The sequence below is a fragment of the Thiomonas sp. SCN 64-16 genome, assembly GCF_001725585.1.
Taxonomy (GTDB): domain Bacteria; phylum Pseudomonadota; class Gammaproteobacteria; order Burkholderiales; family Burkholderiaceae_C; genus Thiomonas; species Thiomonas arsenitoxydans.
This window is the reverse complement of sequence record NZ_MEGQ01000011.1, coordinates 45106-60995: the sequence shown is the minus strand read 5'-3', so window position 1 is coordinate 60995 and position 15890 is coordinate 45106. Positions and strand designations below refer to the sequence as shown.

Below are 15890 nucleotides of genomic sequence, written 5' to 3'. Positions count from 1 at the left end.
GTTTTGTCGCGCTCGGGGCGCAACAGGCATTCCTACAGTGAGACCGTCGTTTTTGGCAACGGTTTGAATCCATCGCTTTCAATTGTCCATGCAAACATCTTTCTGTCTTCAGTCAAGCTCGCGTCTGTCGCGTACCGCTCTTTCAATCGCCCTGAGTGCCGCACTGGCGGCGCTGTGCGCCAGCAACGTCCAGGCCGCCGAGACCGCCCTGCCCGAAGTCGTCGTCTCGGGCGCGGCCGCTGGCGCGCAGTCCTGGGCGCAATGGCAAAGCGCCATCGATCTGGCCCAGCGTCGCGCCGCAACGAATGACACCGCCAGCCTGCTGCTGGGCATTCCCGGCCTGTCGGTCAACGCGGCGGGCGGCGTCTCCGGGCTGCCGCAGTACAACGGCCTGTCGGACGACAACCTCGACATCCAGCTCGACGGCATGGGGCTGATCGCCAGCTGCCCCAACCACATGAACCCGGTGCTGTCTTACGCCTCGCCCTCGCAGGTGCAAAGCATCACCGTGTATCCGGCGGGCATGGTGCCGGTGTCGGTCGGTGGCGACGCCATCGGCGGCGCCATCGAGGTGAAAACCCGCGCGCCGCAATTTGCCCCGACGGGGCAGGCGTCGATCACCGGCGGCGAGGTCATCGCGGGCTATGCCAGCAACGGCGATGCGCGCAGCCTCGGGCTGAACGCCTACTACGGCACGCAGTCGTTCGCCATCGCCTATGACGGCGCGCTGACCAAGGCCGACGACTACTCCGCCGGGGGCGACTTCAAAACCTTTACCGCCACCGGCCGCCCGGGGCAGAGCCTCGCGCGCGACGTCGTCGGCTCCACCGCCTACGACGTGCGCAACCACACCCTGGGGCTGGCGTGGAAGGGCAGCGACCAATTATTCGAAATCGGTCTGGGCTATCAGGACGTGCCGTATCAGCTCTACCCCAACCAGCGCATGGACATGCTGGGCAATACCGAAAAGCGCATCAATCTGCACTGGCTCAAGCAGTTCGGCTGGGGCTCGCTCGATGCGCGCGCCTACCATGAAACCGTCGATCACTTCATGGACTTCGGCGCAGATAAACGCTTCTGGTACGGCAGCCAGACCATGCAGGGCAGCGTGGGCGGCTATCCCTGCAGCCCGATCTCGCCCACCTGCGCCGCCGGCATGCCGATGTATAGCCAAAGCCGCACCACCGGGGCGAAGCTGCAGGCGAGCATCGATCTGTCGGCGCAGGACGTGTTGCGCACCGGAGTCGAGCTGCAGCGCTATCACCTCGACGACTACTGGACGCCTTCGGGCGGGATGATGTGGCCCGGCACCTTCCTCAACGTCAACGACGGCAAGCGCGACCGCATCGGCGTGTGGGGCGAATGGCAAAAGCAGCTCAGCGCAGAGTGGCAAACCCTGGCGGGGCTGCGGGTGGAGCGCGTGCGCACCGATGCCGGGCCGGTGCACGGCTATGCCAACAGCAATGGCATGGGCACGATGATGAACTACCAGTTGCGCGACGCCACGGCGTTCAACACCATCGACCGCGCGCGCACCGACACCAATGTCGATGCCTCGCTGCTGTCGCGCTGGACGCTTACTCCCACGCAAGATCTCTCGGTGGGCCTGAGCCACACCACCCGCTCGCCCAACCTCTACCAGCGCGATCCCTGGAGCACCTGGTCGATGGCCGCGGTGATGAACAACTTCGTCGGCGACGGCAACGGCTACATCGGCAACCCCAATCTCAAGCCAGAAAAAGCCACCACCCTGTCGGCCAGCTTCGATTTGCACAGTGCCGACCGCGCTTGGGCGTTCACCGCGCAACCGTTCTACACCCATGTCAGCGATTACATCGACGTGGTGCAGTGGAACGCAATGGCCAACGCGCCGCAATCCACTCCGCTGAAAAACCAGTTCGTCGTCCTCAAATACGTCAACCAGACCGCGCGGCTGTATGGGCTGAATCTCTCGGGCAAGATGCCTTTGGGCGATGGCCCGCTCGGCCGGCTGGGGTTGCAAGGCGTGGTGAACTACACCCGCGGGGAAAACACCACCACGGGAGACAACCTCTACGCCATCATGCCGCTCAACGCCCGGCTCAGTCTCACCCAGCAGTTGGGCGGATGGAACAACGCGCTGGAATGGGTGCTGGTCAAGGCCAAGACACAGGTTTCCGCCGTGCGCAATGAAATCCCGACCGGCGGCTACGGCCTGCTCAACCTGCGCACCAGCTACAGCTTCAAGCAAGCGCGGGTCGATTTCGGCATCGACAACCTGCTCGACAAGTTCTACGCCCTGCCCACCGGCGGCGCCTACGTTGGCCAGGGCACGACCATGTCGATCAACGGCCTGCCCTGGGGCATTGCCGTGCCGGGGCCGGGACGCTCGGTGTACGCGCGGGTGGGGGTGAAGTTCTAAGCTGCCCGGATGGCGTTGAACCCGGATTTTCCATGAGGACACGGGATGATGGCGCGGCGGATTGGGGATGGATTCGGCCCTGCGCGACAAGCCCATAGCCCGAGCTATGGGCGCGAAGCGCGGGGGCGAAGACGCCTCAAGCCGTCCGCCAGCGCCCGTGTAGGGGCAAAGCCCCGCCGAATGGGAAATCCGGGTTGAAATAGCATTGCCTTTTTGCGCCGCCCCTGAAAACCGGGGCGGCTGTTCCCTCACAAGGCTTTGCTCGCATGCACACCACCCGCAGAAGTTTTATCTCCACCCTGGCCGGTGGCTTATTGCTCGGCGCCGCGCCAGTGCATGCGCGGCAGATTCCCACCGTCAAGCTCGCTTTCATCGACCCGCTCACCGGCCCCTTCGCCGCAGTAGGGCAGAACCAGTTGCAGAGTTGGCAGTTCGTGGCCGACCGGGTCAACCGCGGCAACACCGCCGGGGTGCGCTTCGAGATCGTGCCCTTCGACAACAAGGGCGCGGTGCAAGATACGGTCAACGCGCTGCAGGCCGCGGTGGATCAGGGCATCCGCTATGTGTTGCAGGGCGACGGATCGGGCGCGGCGATTGCGCTCTCCAAAGCGGTGAGCCGTCACAACACCCGCCATCCCGGCCAGGAAGTGCTCTACCTGAACTACGCCGCGGTCGATTCCGCACTGACGGGCAGTGACTGCAGTTTCTGGCACTTTGCGCTGCAGCCCAGCGTGCCCATGACCCTGCAGGCGATGACCGACGACATCCGCAACCGGCCGCAGATCAAGCGCGTCTATCTCATCGAGCAAGACTATTCCTTCGGCCATCAGGTGGCGAAGTACGCCCGCGAAATGCTGGCGCTCAAACGACCCGACATCCAGATCGTGGGCGAAGATTTCGTGCCCCTCGGGCAGGTCAAAGACTTTTCGCCCTATATCGCCAAGGTGCAGGCCGCCAAGGCAGACTGCATCATCACCGCCAACTGGGGCCCCGACCTCACCCTGCTCATCAAGGCGGCGCAGCAAGGCGGGCTCAAGGCCGATCTCTACACCTTCTACGCCAGCAGCCTGGGCGCGCCCAGCGAAATCGGCCCGCACGACGCCGGGCGCGTCAAGCTGGTCTATTACAGCAACCCCAATCTGCCCGGCGTGCTGCAAAGCCTGCAAAAAGGTTTCCGCGACAAGTACAAGCAAGACTTCTCGGTACCCGCCACCTACACCGGACTGGCCTTGCTCACCGCCGCCATGACCAAGGCGCACAGCACCGAGCCGTTGAAGGTCGCTAGCGCGATGGAAGGGCTCAAGTTCCACACCTTCAACGGCGAGGTCACCCTGCGCGCGGCCGATCACCAGTTGCTCCAGCCCATCTATGTCAGCGACTGGCAGCCGGTCTCGCCCGCCAACCCTTACGACGTGGAAAACACCGGCTACACCTTTGCGCTGGAGCACACCTACCGCCCCGCGCAAACCACCCTGCCCGCGCAATGCACCATGCAGCGGCCGCTGATGACCGAGGTCTATCCGGTCAAACCGCCCAAGGTGACGGCCAGCGCAGTGCCCGGCGCCAGCCAGGGCACGCCGTCGCGCTAAAGCCGGGAGTCTGATCCCTGGCCACGGCTGCTGCATGGAGGCGCTCGCACTCTCCGCCCTCAATGGCCTGAGCTACAGCCTGCTGCTGTTCCTGCTCGCCTCAGGGCTGACGCTGATCTTTTCGCTGCTGGGCGTACTCAATTTCGCCCACGGCAGTTTCTACATGCTCGGCGCCTATCTGGCCTGGCAAAGCGGCCAGTGGCTGGGCTTCTGGGGCGGACTGCTGCTTGCGCCCCTGGGCGTTGCCGTGGTGGCCACCGGGTTTGAAGTCGGCGTGTTGCGGCGTCTGCGCACGCAGGGGCATCTGCCGGAGCTGCTCGCCACTTTCGCCTTCGGCGTGGTGCTGGTGGAAGCGGCCCGCCTGTTGTGGGGCAGCGGCTCGGTGCCCTATGCCATACCCGCATCTATGCAGGGCGCGCTGTTCACCTTGAGCGGGGTGGATTTTCCGGTGTACCGCGGCTTTGTCATGGCGACGGCGCTGGCCGCGCTGGCGCTGGCCTGGCTGCTGCTGTGGCGCACACGCGCCGGGCTGATCGTGCAGGCCGCGCTGACGCACGCGCCCATGACTTCGGCTCTGGGGCACGATGTGCGCGCCGTGCAGACCGTGGTGTTTGCCGTGGGCGGCGCGCTGGCCGGGCTGGCCGGCGCGGTGGGCGGGCCACTGCTCGTCACCGAGCCGGACATGGCCGCGCAAATGGGCGCACTGCTGTTTGCCGTCATCATCATCGGCGGTCTGGGGTCGTTGCGCGGGGCGCTACTGGGTGCGCTGCTGGTGGGCGAAGTGCAGACCCTCGCCGTAGCCGTCAACGGCTCCTTGGCCGACGGCCTGCAACGTCTGGGCTGGAACGCCCCGGCCGCCTGGCCCGCGAGCGACGGCATTCTCCCCAGCCTGCTGCACCTCGACCTGGCCCGCGCCGCGCCGCTGCTGCCCTATGTGCTGCTGATCGGGGTACTGGCGCTGCGCCCGCAGGGGCTGACGCGCGCGCTGTCTCGGGACGACGGGCTGTGAACGCCGCCGTGCCCGCCCCGGCGCGCGGCCGCGCTGCGCTGTTTTCGCTGCTGGTCGCGCTGCCGCTGGCCTTGCCGCTGAGCAGCGCCGGTTTCAGCCTGCTGTCGCAACTGGCCAGCGCCTGGCTACTGCTGCTGTCGGTGGGGCTGCTGGTCACCCGCGCCGGGCTGCTCAGCTTCGGGCAGGCGATGTATGCGGGGCTGGCCGCCTATGCCGCCGCGCATGCGATGAACACGATTGCCGCCTGCGGCTGGCCGCTGCCCTTTGCCCTGGCGCCCTTGTATGGCGGGGCGTTTGCCTTGGCCGTGGCGCTGGTGCTCGGCCCGATCAGCGTGCGGCGAGGCGGTTTGAGCTTTGCCATGATCACGCTGGGGCTGGGCCTGCTCGTAGCGCTGGCCGCGCCCATGCTGCAGGGGTTTTTCGGCGGGGAAGGCGGCGTGTCCACCGACCGCACCGCCGGGCCGGTCTGGCTGGGGCTGGATTTTCTGTCGCAGCGACAGGTCTATGGCGTGAGCGCCGCTTATGTGCTGCTGGGCGCGGTCTTGCTGCGCGGGCTCGACGGCACCCGGCTCGACCTGCTGGCGCGCGCGGTGCGCGACAACCCCTTGCGCGTTGCGGTCAGCGGCGCCACACCGCGACGGGTTCGGCTGCAACTGGTGCTGGTGAGCGCCTTTCTAGCCGGCCTGTCCGGCGCCTTGCAAACCCTGCGTCTCGAACAGGTGAGCGCCGGATCGCTCGGGCTGCCACAATCGAGCATGGCCCTGCTGTTCAGCTTGGCCGCAGGCAGCGGCACGGCCTGGGGCGCCTTGCTGGGCGCCGGCTTGATGGTGGGCAGCGAGTCGGTTCTGGCCTCGGTTTCGCAGGCCTGGATGCTGTATGTCGGCCTCGGTTTTCTCGCCATCGTGATCTGGGCGCCGCAGGGTTTGAGCGGGGTCTTGCGCGATTTGGCGCAAGGGCTTCGCGCCCGCCGCAATCCCGATCTGCTGTGGGGCCTGGCAGCACTATTGCTCTGCAGCGCGCTCGCGGTCATCGGCGCGAGCAGCCTGGTCGAACTGCTCTACGCCGTGCGTCAACAACTGCAGGTGGGCAGCACTCTGCGGCTGTATGGCGTGCCGCTGCAGATCGACAGCGCCGATGCCTGGGTTGGCGCGGCGCTGCTGGCCGCCACGGGCGCGGGGCTGTGCGCCCTGGTGTGGCGGGCACTGGCGCCGCAGTTGCGCGCAGGCGGAGCCCGCGAATGAACGCCCCACTCAATGCCGCATTCAGCGCCACCGAGCGCCCTCCCTTGCTCGACGTGCGCGGCGTGCACTGCGTGCTCGGCGGCCAGCCCGTCCTCACCGATCTGAATCTGCAGATCGAGGCTGGCGAACGGGTGGCCCTCATCGGCCCCAACGGTGCGGGCAAGTCCACCTTGTTTCAGGTGATCAGCGGCCTGCGCCCCTTGCGCGCCGGGAGCGTGTGGCTGGCGGGCCGACGGATCGACCGCATGAACCCCGCGCAGATCGCCCAGGCGGGCATCGGCCGCAGCTTCCAGTCGCCGCAGGTTTTTTCCCGCTTGAGCGTGGCGGACAATCTGCGCACCTGCCTGCTTGCGGCACAACCGGCCCGGCGCTGGTGGCTGCCGTACCGACGCGATGCCGAACTGCAGCAGCAGGTCGCCTACTGGCTGCGGGCGCTGCAATTGCAGGACTGCGCTGATACGCCGGCGCAAAACATCGACTATGCCCGCCTGCGCGCGCTGGAACTCGGCCTCGGGCTGATCAACAGCGCGCCTTTGCTGCTGCTCGACGAGCCCACTGCCGGCATGAACCGGGCGCAGGCCGCGCACATGCTCGATCTGATCGCCCAGCTCTGCAGCGACCGCACCCTGCTGCTGATCGAGCACGACCCGCACGCCGTGTTCCGCCTGGCCACGCGGGTGGTGGTGCTGCATCAGGGCCGCGTGCTGGCCGACGGCGCGCCCGAGGCCATTCGCCACGACGCGAAGGTGCAGGCGGTCTATCTGGGCACGGCGCCATGAAGCTCCCGCCCGAGAAAGCCGCACTGCTCGATGTTCGCTCGCTGCAGGCGGGCTACGGACCGGTGCAGGTGCTGCGCGGCGTGCATCTGCAACTGCGCGCGGGGGAATTGCTGCTCGTTCTCGGGCGCAATGGCAGCGGGCGCAGCACCCTGCTCAAGGCGCTGATGGGCCTCATTCCCGCAACGGGCTACGCGAGTCTGGCCGGACGAGAACTGCTGGGCCTGCCCGCGCATCGCCGCGCCCGGCTGGGGCTGGGCTATGTGCCGGAGCAGCGCGAGATTTTTCCGCGTCTGAGCGTGCGGCAGAACCTGCTTTTGGGCGCCAAGCCGTCGCCAATAGTCGCGCGAATAGGCCCGTCGCGCTGGAACGAGGCGGCGGTGCTGGCCCTGTTTCCGGCACTGACGCCACGGCTGCACGCGCCCGCCCAGGCGCTGTCCGGCGGCGAACAGCAAATGCTCGCCATCGCCCGCGCGCTGATGGGTAACCCCGATCTACTCCTGCTCGATGAGCCGACCGAAGGTCTGGCACCCCAGCGCGTGGCCGCGACGGCCACGCTCATCCAGCAACTGCAGGAGCAGGGGCTGGGTGTGCTCATGGTCGAGCAAAAACCGTGGGCACGGGAACTCGCGGATCGCGTCATCGTGCTCGGTGACGGCCTCACGCAGTTCGAAGGCCCGCCCGCCGAACTACCGCCCGAGGTCTCAGCGGCGTGGCTTTGAGGCGGCAGCCCGCAAGCGCCGTGCGGTCATGGGATCGACCAGCAAGGGACGGCACAGATCGATGCGGTCGCCGTCCTGAAGCACCTGCTGCAGCGTGACGCGCTGGCCGTCGATGCCGTAGAGGATATCGATCCAGGTCAATTCGGGATGGGCGCCGAGCATGCCGCTGGCCTGCAGCGCCTGGCTAACTGTGGCGCCTGCTGGCAGCGCCAACCGCCTCAAGTCAGGTTCGCCGCGTTCGGGCGCGTAGAACACCGCGATATTCACCACGGCGTCACCACGGCGGCCTCAACGCGGCCCATAGACCTGCTTGGCGCGCTGCACGAAGGCATCGACAAAGCTGCTGGCGATATGGTTGAACACCGGGCCGATGACCTTCTCCACCAGAAAGTTGGAGAACTTGTAGTCGAGCAGAAACTCGACCTTGCACGCCTTGCCGTCGGCCAGGGGGTTGAACACCCAGCGCCCGTGCAGGGCGGAAAAGGGCCCGTCCACCAGCCGCATGCGTACTTCCTGGCCGGGCACGTTGGTGTTTTGTGTGGTGAAGCTCTGACGGATGCCCTTGAAGTCGATGGTCACACTGGCGCGCACCGTATCGCCCTCTTCCGACTGCACCGAGGCGCCCCCGCACCAGGGCAGAAACTGCGGATAGGCGGCCACATCGGTGACCAGGTCGTACATCTCTTGCGGGCTGTACCAGATGAGGACGGATTTGTGAACCTGGGGCATGGGCGAACGCGGGCGGATCAAGGCTTCTTAGAATGTCATGATTGTATTGAGGGCCGAACGCCCCATATTCCCCGCATGAGCATCGCCGAAAACCGCAAGGCCCATTTCAATTACTTCCTCGAAGACCGTTTCGAAGCGGGCATCGTGCTCGAAGGCTGGGAGGTCAAATCCGTGCGCGCCGGGCAGGTGCAACTCACCGACGGCTATGTGGTCATCCGCGACGGCGAGCTGTTTCTGATCGGCATGAACGTCACCGCACTCAACAGCGCCTCCACCCATGTGCGGCCGGACGCGTCGCGTACGCGCAAACTGCTGATGCACAAGGATGAAATCCGCAAGCTCATCGGCAAGGTCGAGCAGCGCGGCTACACCCTGGTGCCCATCAACCTGCATTACAAGGGCGGCCGAGTCAAGCTCGATCTGGCGCTGGGCAAGGGCAAGAAAGACCACGACAAACGCGACACCGAAGCCAAGCGCGACTGGCAACGGGAAAAGGCGCGCATCATGAAAACGCGGTAGCGTTTCGAAAAAACGCGATAGCGTTTCAACAAAACGCGGTAGCGCGCCAGCTTGGTGCGTCGGCGCCCGCTACGCCGCGCCGATGCCGGGAACCAGACTGCCCGCCATCGCTGCAGTCTTTTGCGCTGCTGTGAAGTCGAGCATGCGCTGCACCGGCACGCGGGCGCGGGCGGCCAGAGCGGCGTCGAGTTCGATGGCATTCGCCCCGGTCTCCAACACACGCGCCAGGCCAGCCAGACTGTTCATCGCCATCCATGGGCAATGCGCGCAACTCTTGCAGGTGGCGGCATTGCCCGCGGTGGGCGCGGCGATGAAGGTCTTGCCGGGGTTCTGCTGCTGCAGGGCGTGGAACATGCCGGCATCGGTGGCGACGATGAATTCAGGCGCGTCGAGTTCGCGCGCCGCCTTGAGAATCTGCGCCGTCGAGCCCACCACGTCGGCCAGGGCGACCACGGCAGCCGGGCTTTCTGGATGCACCAGCACGCGCGCTTTGGGATGCTCGGCCTTGAGCAATTCGAGTTCGAGCGCCTTGAATTCGTCGTGCACGATGCATGAGCCCTGCCACAGCAGCATGTCGGCGCCGGTTTGCTGCTCGATATAGCCGCCCAGATGGCGGTCGGGCGCCCAGAGGATTTTTTCGCCGCGCGCATGCAGATGCGCCACGATGTCGAGCGCGCAGCTCGAAGTCACCACCCAGTCGGCACGCGCCTTCACCGCCGCGCTAGTGTTGGCATAGACCACCACGGTACGGTCGGGATGGGCATCGCAGAAGGCGCTGAACTGCGGCGCGGGGCAACCCAGATCGAGCGAGCAATTGGCGTCGAGGTCGGGCATGAGCACGCGCTTGTCCATCGACAGCATCTTGGCGGTCTCGCCCATGAAACGCACCCCGGCGACGACCAGGGTGCTGGCCGGATGACGGGCGCCGAAACGCGCCATTTCCAGCGAATCGGCCACCAGCCCGCCCGTGGCCTGCGCGAGATCCTGCAGATCGGGATGGGTGTAGTAATGCGCCACCAAGACAGCGTCCTGCGTGCGCAGCAGTTGGGCGCAGCGCGCCATCAGCGCGTCACGCTCGGCGGGGCTGGGCTCCACGGGCACGCGCGCCCAGGCCTGCGCGGTGCCGCTGACCGGGCTATCAAATGCGATCGAAAAAGTGGCGGACATGCAGACTTCCTCTTGAATGAATGCGCAACAAATCAAAGCGCCGTAAAACGCATCGACAGATCGACGGCCTGCACATCCTTGGTCAGCTTGCCCACGGAGATGCGGTCCACGCCGGTTTCTGCAATGGCACGCACGGTTTGCAGATCCACCCCGCCAGACACTTCCAGCACGGCGCGCTGGCCGGTGAGGCGGACCGCCTCGCGCAGTTGATCGAGCGACATATTGTCCAGCAGCACCATACGCGCGCCTGCGCGCAGAGCCTCGTCGAGCTGGGCCAGGGTTTCGACCTCGATCTGGATGAAGTGCGCCTGCGCCGCCACCGCCTGCGCCCTGTGCAGCGCCTGCGCCACCCCACCTGCGGCGGCGATATGGTTTTCCTTGATCAGCACAGCGTCGAACAGGCCGATGCGGTGATTCATTCCACCGCCCACACGTACCGCGTATTTCTGCGCCAGACGCAAGCCCGGCAGGGTTTTTCGGGTATCGACAATTTGCGCCCGTGTGCCGCGCACCACGTCCACATACTGCGCGGTACGCGTGGCCACCGCGCTGAGCAATTGCAGGAAATTGAGCATCGTCCGCTCGGCGCTGAGCAGCGCCCGTGCTTTGCCTCTGATCTCCAAAAACACAGCATCTGCTTGCAACGTAGCGCCTTCAGGCGCTAACCACTCCAGATGCGCCGCCGGGTCGAGCGCGCGCACGCAGGCATTGGCCCACGGCGTGCCGCACAACCGCGCGGCCTCACGGCTGCGCACCGTGGCACGCGCCACGGTCTGCGGGTCGATTAGCGCAGCGGTGAGGTCGCCGCTGCCCAGATCCTCCTCCAAAGCTCGCCGCACATCGCGGGCGGCCAGAGTGTGCACATCCATCATGGTGATCGCGCCTTTCGTCTTTACAGGCTGAAAAGCGTTGCAGTGTAGGCGGATCGGCAAACCGTCCCGGGCGTCGCGGGTGTGTCAGGTTGTCGCGGATTGGGCACAAAGGGCTACCGCACCCGCGACAGATTGCCGCAGTTTTGTGCGCTGCAAAAATCGACATTCCGCAATGAAGCGCGCCAAAAATCAGGGTTAGTCCTAGTTATCACGGTGAATTCCCTATATTGACAAGGCCATATCAGTACTCGCTAATATTGCGCTAAATCAATGAAAGCGAGTTATGGAAACCACTTTTGCCAATCCGCAGACAACCACGGCGATTCCGCTCGCGACCCTGCGCAAAACCTTGCCGCGCAGCAAGCAGCCGGAAGCCAACCGCCTGGCGCATACCGAGGTGGTTAACGCCTGGCGCGGCGCTTCCGACTGTCGCAGCTGCGGCGTGCGCCGTATTGCGCTGTTCGGCGCGCTGCGCATGGAAGACTTCGACACCTTCCATCAGGTCATCGACGACATGCAATTTGCCCCCGGACAGCAGCTGTTCAGCGAAGGGCAGCGGGGCGACTGGCTCTACACCATCAAGACCGGCTATGTGAAGCTGGAACGCGTGCTGCCCGATGGCACCCGCCGCATCACCCGCGTGGCGCGGCGCGGCGATCTGATCGGGCTGGAGTGCTTCATTCAAGAGCCCTATATGCATCACGCTTCGGCCATCGGCGCGGTGCGGGTGTGCCGCATTCCGGTGGAAGTGATTCGCAAAATGGAAGAGCAGGTGCCCAATCTGCGCCAGGAGTTTCTGGAGCGCTGGCACCGCGCGCTGCGCGACACCGACGAATGGGCGCTGCTGCTCGGCTCGGGAGCCATTCCCGCGCGCATGGCTCGTCTGCTGCTCAAACTGGCCGACCCGGAACTCAACGACACCATCACCCTACCCAAGCGCAGCGACCTCGGCGCCATGCTCGGCGTGGCGCTCGAAACGGCCAGCCGCGTGATCGCCCAGTTCGAGCGCGACAAGCTGCTCGAGCATGTCGGCCCGCGCTTGTTCCGCGTCAACCGCCCGGCGCTCGGTCTCGTCGCGCAACCCGAACGCGCCGCCTGAGGCGGGCCGAAACCATCCCTTCGACAAAACGGCAGAGCGAAACTCCCGAAAAACCGCAGCCGCCAGCTTCCTTGCAGCTTGGGCACATCCGACGCAATGTTTGCAGGATGTGCCTATTTTTTTACCCGCGCCCTGACGGCTGCTGCAGCCAGCGAGTGATGGGCAGCCATTGCTCCAGGTCTTTGGCCGCCTGGCTGGGCGGCAGGTCCCACAGGGTGAGGCCGTGCGCGGCCATCTGCGGGTACAGCGTGGTCTGGCGCAGATTGCTCAGCATCGGCAGGCCACTTTGCGTCACGAAGGCCTGTAATTGCTCGGCGGCATGGGTGCGCGGGTCGATGCGCACGCCCACCAGGCCCACATCGAAGCCGTGTTTTTCACGCGCCTCGCGCAGTTTTTCCAGGAATTCCTGCGTGGCGTAGATGTCGAAAATCGACGCCGACAGCGGCACCAGCACCTTGTCGGCCTGTTTCATCACATCGTTCAGCCGCCAGCCATGCAGCCCGGCGGAGGTGTCGATCACCGCGTGGGTCGTGCCCTTGGGCGGTTTGGCGATGTAATCAAAGCTCATCTCCCAGGTGTCGATGCGCGGCAGCGCTGAATCGCGCAGCGACAGCCAGAGGCGGGCCGATTCCTGCCGGTCGGAGTCGCCCAGCATGACCCCATGGCCTTGACTGGCGAAAAATCCGGCAACCTGCGTGGACAGGGTGGATTTGCCCACCCCGCCCTTGGGATTGGCGACAACGATGACCGGCATGAGGCGTCCTTTCTGTTTTGTGTTCTGGTGATGGGTACGAAATTACCAGAACCGACGCACAAACTCCACGCCGCGCACGCGCGCCCTATGCGATGCGACAAGCCTGCTCGAAGCTCAGACGCGGGCTGCGGGGGAACAACGCGCTGGCGTCGCCATAGCCGAGATTGCACAGAAAGTTCACCTTGACTTCGGTGCCCGCGAAAAATGCGGCGTTCACCGCGTCGGCGTCGAATCCGCTCATCGGGCCGCAGTCCAGCCCCAGGGCGCGGGCCGCGAGAATGAAATAGCCGCCTTGCAGGCTGGAGTTGCGCATCGCCGAGGAGGCGATGAAATCCGGCTTGCCCGCAAACCAGTTGCGCGCGTCGAGATTGTGCGGAAACAGCTGTGGCAGCTGGTCGTAAAACGCCATGTCCATGCCGATGATGGCGGTCACTGGCGCTTTGAGCGTCTTGGCGCGGTTGCCCTCGCTCATACAGGGCGCAAGGCGGGCCTTGGCCTCCTGCGACTGCACAAACACGATGCGCGCCGGGGAACAGTTGGCCGAGGTTGGCCCCCATTTCATCAGGTCGTAGAGCTGGTGCAGCAGGTGCTCGGGCACGGGCTGGTCCAGCCAGGCGTTGTGCGTGCGGGCTTGGTCAAACAGTTGGCGCAGGGCGCTGGCGTCGATCATGGGCATGGTGAGTCTCCTGAGAACAAGCTGAAATGGTCGCTCAAAACCGATTTGTAAGTGCATGCGAATCACGGGCGGATCGGCTGCAGGACAATACGCCCACCATGTTCAATCCCAGCAAAGACGAGGTTCGGCAGTTTTTTCTTTCCGCCTGGAAGCGGCATCGTGCTGGCGGCGTGCTCACGCCGCTGGAACTCATCGCGGCAGACTGGATGGAACTGCACCCCGAATATCACGCCGAGCTCACCGACCCGCAAAGCGCCAGCCGCGACTACGCCGTGGAGCAGGGCCGCACCAACCCGTTTCTGCATCTGTCGATGCATCTGACGATCGCCGAGCAGGTGTCCATCGACCAGCCGCCGGGCATCCGCCAGGCCTTTGAGTTGCTGCGCAGCAAGCTGGGCGAGCACGAAGCACACCACACCATCATGGAGTGTCTGGGCGAGATGTTGTGGACGGCGCAGCGCAGCGGTCTGCCCCCGGATGGCGCCGCCTATGTGGACTGCGTGCAGCGCCGCGCGACGCGGCGCTGATAGCCCTTTGGGGCGAGAACCGAGCGCAGCGAGGTTTTCGGACGCGCGCCTTCATCCTTCGATGGCTTCAAGCACCAGTTGCACCTGGGTGATGCCCTGCCAGGTATTGCTCTCCAGCCGGTAGGCGATGCGCGCTTCATCCGGGAGAAAGTCGGTGCGGCCCCAAGCCACGAGGTCGAACTGCGCGTTGCCGGGCGCGCCCTCGCCGTCGAGCAGCCGCACCTTGGCTTTCAAGTGACGCTCGCCGAGCAGCCGCTGCTGTCGCACCTGCACCCGGGCGCTGAACAAGGGCGCGGCGAAGCCCTGCCCCCACACCTGCGCAGCAAGGAGCGACGCCATTTCGGGCAGCAGCCATTGCGCGGGTAGCGGCCCGTCCACCTCAATGCGGCGCTGCAACTGGGCCGGCGCCAGCCATTCGGCGGCCACTTGGGCAAACGCGGCGCGAAAGCGCTCGAAGCCATCGTCCACCAAGGAACAACCCGCCGCCATGGCGTGGCCGCCGAAGCGCAGCAACAGACCCGGCTCGCGCTTGGAGACGAGATCGAGCGCGTCGCGCAGATGAAACCCGGCAATCGAGCGGCCCGAGCCACGCAGCGTGCCGTCTTCAGCCGGGGCGAACACAAAGGTAGGGCGATGCTCGCGGTCTTTGATGCGCCCGGCAACGATGCCGATCACGCCTTCGTGCCAGTTGGGCGCGAACAGGCTGATGGCGGGGGCGCTGCCTTCAGTACCGAGATCCAGCCCTTCCAGCATGGCCAGCGCCTCGGCCTTGATGCCGTCTTCGATGCTGCGCCGCTCGCGGTTGAAGGTGTCGAGCAGTTGCGCGAGTTGCAGCGCGCGGGCGGGGTCGTCTGTGGCGAGGCACTCGATGCCTACGGTCATATCCGCCAAGCGCCCCGCGGCGTTGATACGGGGCCCCAGCGCAAAGCCCAGATCGGCGCTGTTCACCCGCGCCGCCTCACGCCCCGCCACCTGCAGCAGCGCGGCAACACCCGGCTGCATGCGCCCGTCGCGGATGCGCTTGAGCCCCTGCGCCACCAGCAGCCGGTTGTTGGCATCGAGCCGCACCACGTCGGCCACGGTGCCCAGGGCCACGAGATCGAGCAAGGCGTCGAGGCGCGGCTGGCTGGCGGCGTCGAACACCCCGCGCTGGCGAAGTTCAGACCGCAGCGCCAGCAGCACATAAAACATCACCCCGACCCCGGCGATGGACTTGCTCGGAAAGTCACAGCCCGGCTGATTCGGGTTGACGATGACCTCGGCCTCGGGCAGCGTGTCGCCCGGCAGGTGGTGGTCGGTGACGAGCACGCGAATGCCCTGCTCGCGCGCCCGCGCCACGCCCTCGACACTGGCGATGCCGTTGTCCACGGTGACGATCCAGTCGGGCTTGCCATCGGCGTGCTGCAAGGCCAGCTCCACCACCGCGGGCGACAGGCCATAGCCCGTGGTGAAGCGGTTGGGCACGAGGTAGGAAACCGCCGCCCCCATCGCCCGCAGGCCGCGCAGCCCCACGGCGCAGGCGGTGGCGCCGTCGCAGTCGTAATCAGCGACGATGAGCAGGCGCTCGCCGCGCGCAATGGCATCGGCCAGCATGCGCGCGGCGTCCTCCGCGCCCTTGAGCTGTTTGGGCGGCAGTAAATGCGGCAAGGCCAGTTCCAGTTCATCCGCCTCTTTGACCCCGCGCGCGGCGAACAACTGCGCCAGCAAGGGATGCGTGCCGGCCGCTTGCAGCCGGTGCTGAGCGCGGGGATCGGGTTGGCGCAGAACGAATTGCATGGGTTCGTGTCGAGAGTCAAAACACTATTGGAA

Annotated in this window: 16 protein-coding genes; 9 read left to right on the top strand and 7 right to left on the bottom strand. The window is 65.8% G+C overall.

Features of this window, described 5'->3' with window-relative positions; translation table 11 throughout:
- Nucleotides 1-88 precede the first annotated feature (88 nt).
- The 6 genes from ABT24_RS04805 to ABT24_RS04780 all read left to right on the top strand — a co-directional run bounded on the left by ABT24_RS04805 (nucleotide 89) and on the right by ABT24_RS04780 (nucleotide 7738).
- Complete coding sequence (locus tag ABT24_RS04805) at nucleotides 89-2401, top strand: TonB-dependent receptor plug domain-containing protein (RefSeq protein ID WP_276727574.1); 2313 nt, start codon at nucleotides 89-91, stop codon at nucleotides 2399-2401.
- Between the two features lie 266 nt (nucleotides 2402-2667).
- Nucleotides 2668-3990 carry a branched-chain amino acid ABC transporter substrate-binding protein gene (locus tag ABT24_RS04800; protein WP_276727577.1) on the top strand — a complete coding sequence of 441 codons (1323 nt, stop codon included), beginning with the start codon at nucleotides 2668-2670 and terminating at the stop codon, nucleotides 3988-3990.
- Between the two features lie 34 nt (nucleotides 3991-4024).
- Nucleotides 4025-4999 (top strand): branched-chain amino acid ABC transporter permease, encoded by a 975-nt coding sequence (locus ABT24_RS04795; protein ID WP_276727580.1) that lies wholly within the window; start codon nucleotides 4025-4027, stop codon nucleotides 4997-4999.
- Nucleotides 4996-6240 (top strand): branched-chain amino acid ABC transporter permease, encoded by a 1245-nt coding sequence (locus ABT24_RS04790; protein ID WP_276727583.1) that lies wholly within the window; start codon nucleotides 4996-4998, stop codon nucleotides 6238-6240. Before ABT24_RS04795 ends, ABT24_RS04790 begins: the two co-directional genes overlap by 4 nt.
- Nucleotides 6237-7019, top strand: coding sequence for an ABC transporter ATP-binding protein (locus ABT24_RS04785; RefSeq protein WP_276727586.1), 783 nt, complete (start codon nucleotides 6237-6239; stop codon nucleotides 7017-7019). Before ABT24_RS04790 ends, ABT24_RS04785 begins: the two co-directional genes overlap by 4 nt.
- A complete protein-coding gene (locus ABT24_RS04780; RefSeq protein ID WP_276727589.1) occupies nucleotides 7016-7738 on the top strand; it encodes an ABC transporter ATP-binding protein in 723 nt (240 codons plus the stop codon). The genes ABT24_RS04785 and ABT24_RS04780 overlap by 4 nt, the downstream gene beginning before the upstream one ends.
- On the opposite strand, the gene ABT24_RS04775 is transcribed toward ABT24_RS04780, so the two are convergent.
- Entirely contained in the window at nucleotides 7721-8008 is a 288-nt protein-coding gene (locus tag ABT24_RS04775) for an RnfH family protein (protein WP_276727593.1), read from the bottom strand. The two genes, ABT24_RS04780 and ABT24_RS04775, sit on opposite strands and share 18 nt — an antisense overlap.
- Nucleotides 8009-8026: 18 nt before the next feature.
- Nucleotides 8027-8467 (bottom strand): type II toxin-antitoxin system RatA family toxin, encoded by a 441-nt coding sequence (locus ABT24_RS04770; RefSeq protein ID WP_013105194.1) that lies wholly within the window; start codon nucleotides 8465-8467, stop codon nucleotides 8027-8029.
- A gap of 75 nt (nucleotides 8468-8542) precedes the next feature.
- Here ABT24_RS04770 and smpB point away from each other — a divergent pair, with 75 nt between their 5' ends.
- Nucleotides 8543-8986 (top strand): SsrA-binding protein SmpB, encoded by a 444-nt coding sequence (gene smpB / locus ABT24_RS04765; RefSeq protein ID WP_013105193.1) that lies wholly within the window; start codon nucleotides 8543-8545, stop codon nucleotides 8984-8986.
- Nucleotides 8987-9055: 69 nt separating this feature from the next.
- Here the strand turns inward: smpB and nadA are convergent, their stop codons facing one another.
- Both nadA and nadC read right to left on the bottom strand, forming a co-directional pair.
- Nucleotides 9056-10153, bottom strand: a complete 1098-nt coding sequence (nadA, locus tag ABT24_RS04760; RefSeq protein ID WP_276727596.1) for a quinolinate synthase NadA — start codon at nucleotides 10151-10153, stop codon at nucleotides 9056-9058.
- 32 nt (nucleotides 10154-10185) lie between these two features.
- A complete protein-coding gene (nadC, locus tag ABT24_RS04755) occupies nucleotides 10186-11025 on the bottom strand; it encodes a carboxylating nicotinate-nucleotide diphosphorylase (RefSeq protein WP_276727599.1) in 840 nt (279 codons plus the stop codon).
- A gap of 283 nt (nucleotides 11026-11308) precedes the next feature.
- Between nadC and ABT24_RS04750 the strand changes: the two genes are divergently transcribed.
- Nucleotides 11309-12124 carry a Crp/Fnr family transcriptional regulator gene (locus ABT24_RS04750; RefSeq protein ID WP_013122609.1) on the top strand — a complete coding sequence of 272 codons (816 nt, stop codon included), beginning with the start codon at nucleotides 11309-11311 and terminating at the stop codon, nucleotides 12122-12124.
- 121 nt (nucleotides 12125-12245) lie between these two features.
- Here ABT24_RS04750 and ABT24_RS04745 read toward each other — a convergent pair whose 3' ends face one another.
- Both ABT24_RS04745 and ABT24_RS04740 read right to left on the bottom strand, forming a co-directional pair.
- Nucleotides 12246-12878: a nucleotide-binding protein gene (locus ABT24_RS04745; protein WP_276727602.1), complete on the bottom strand. Its 633-nt coding sequence runs from the start codon at nucleotides 12876-12878 to the stop codon at nucleotides 12246-12248.
- Nucleotides 12879-12963: 85 nt separating this feature from the next.
- Entirely contained in the window at nucleotides 12964-13554 is a 591-nt protein-coding gene (locus ABT24_RS04740) for a malonic semialdehyde reductase (RefSeq protein ID WP_276727606.1), read from the bottom strand.
- A 98-nt stretch (nucleotides 13555-13652) separates the two neighbouring features.
- On the opposite strand from ABT24_RS04740, the gene ABT24_RS04735 reads away from it, so the two are divergent.
- On the top strand, nucleotides 13653-14081 hold the full coding sequence (locus ABT24_RS04735) for a DUF1841 family protein (protein ID WP_276727609.1): 429 nt from the start codon (nucleotides 13653-13655) through the stop codon (nucleotides 14079-14081).
- A 51-nt stretch (nucleotides 14082-14132) separates the two neighbouring features.
- On the opposite strand, the gene recJ is transcribed toward ABT24_RS04735, so the two are convergent.
- Nucleotides 14133-15857: a single-stranded-DNA-specific exonuclease RecJ gene (recJ, locus tag ABT24_RS04730; protein ID WP_276727612.1), complete on the bottom strand. Its 1725-nt coding sequence runs from the start codon at nucleotides 15855-15857 to the stop codon at nucleotides 14133-14135.
- Nucleotides 15858-15890 lie beyond the last annotated feature (33 nt).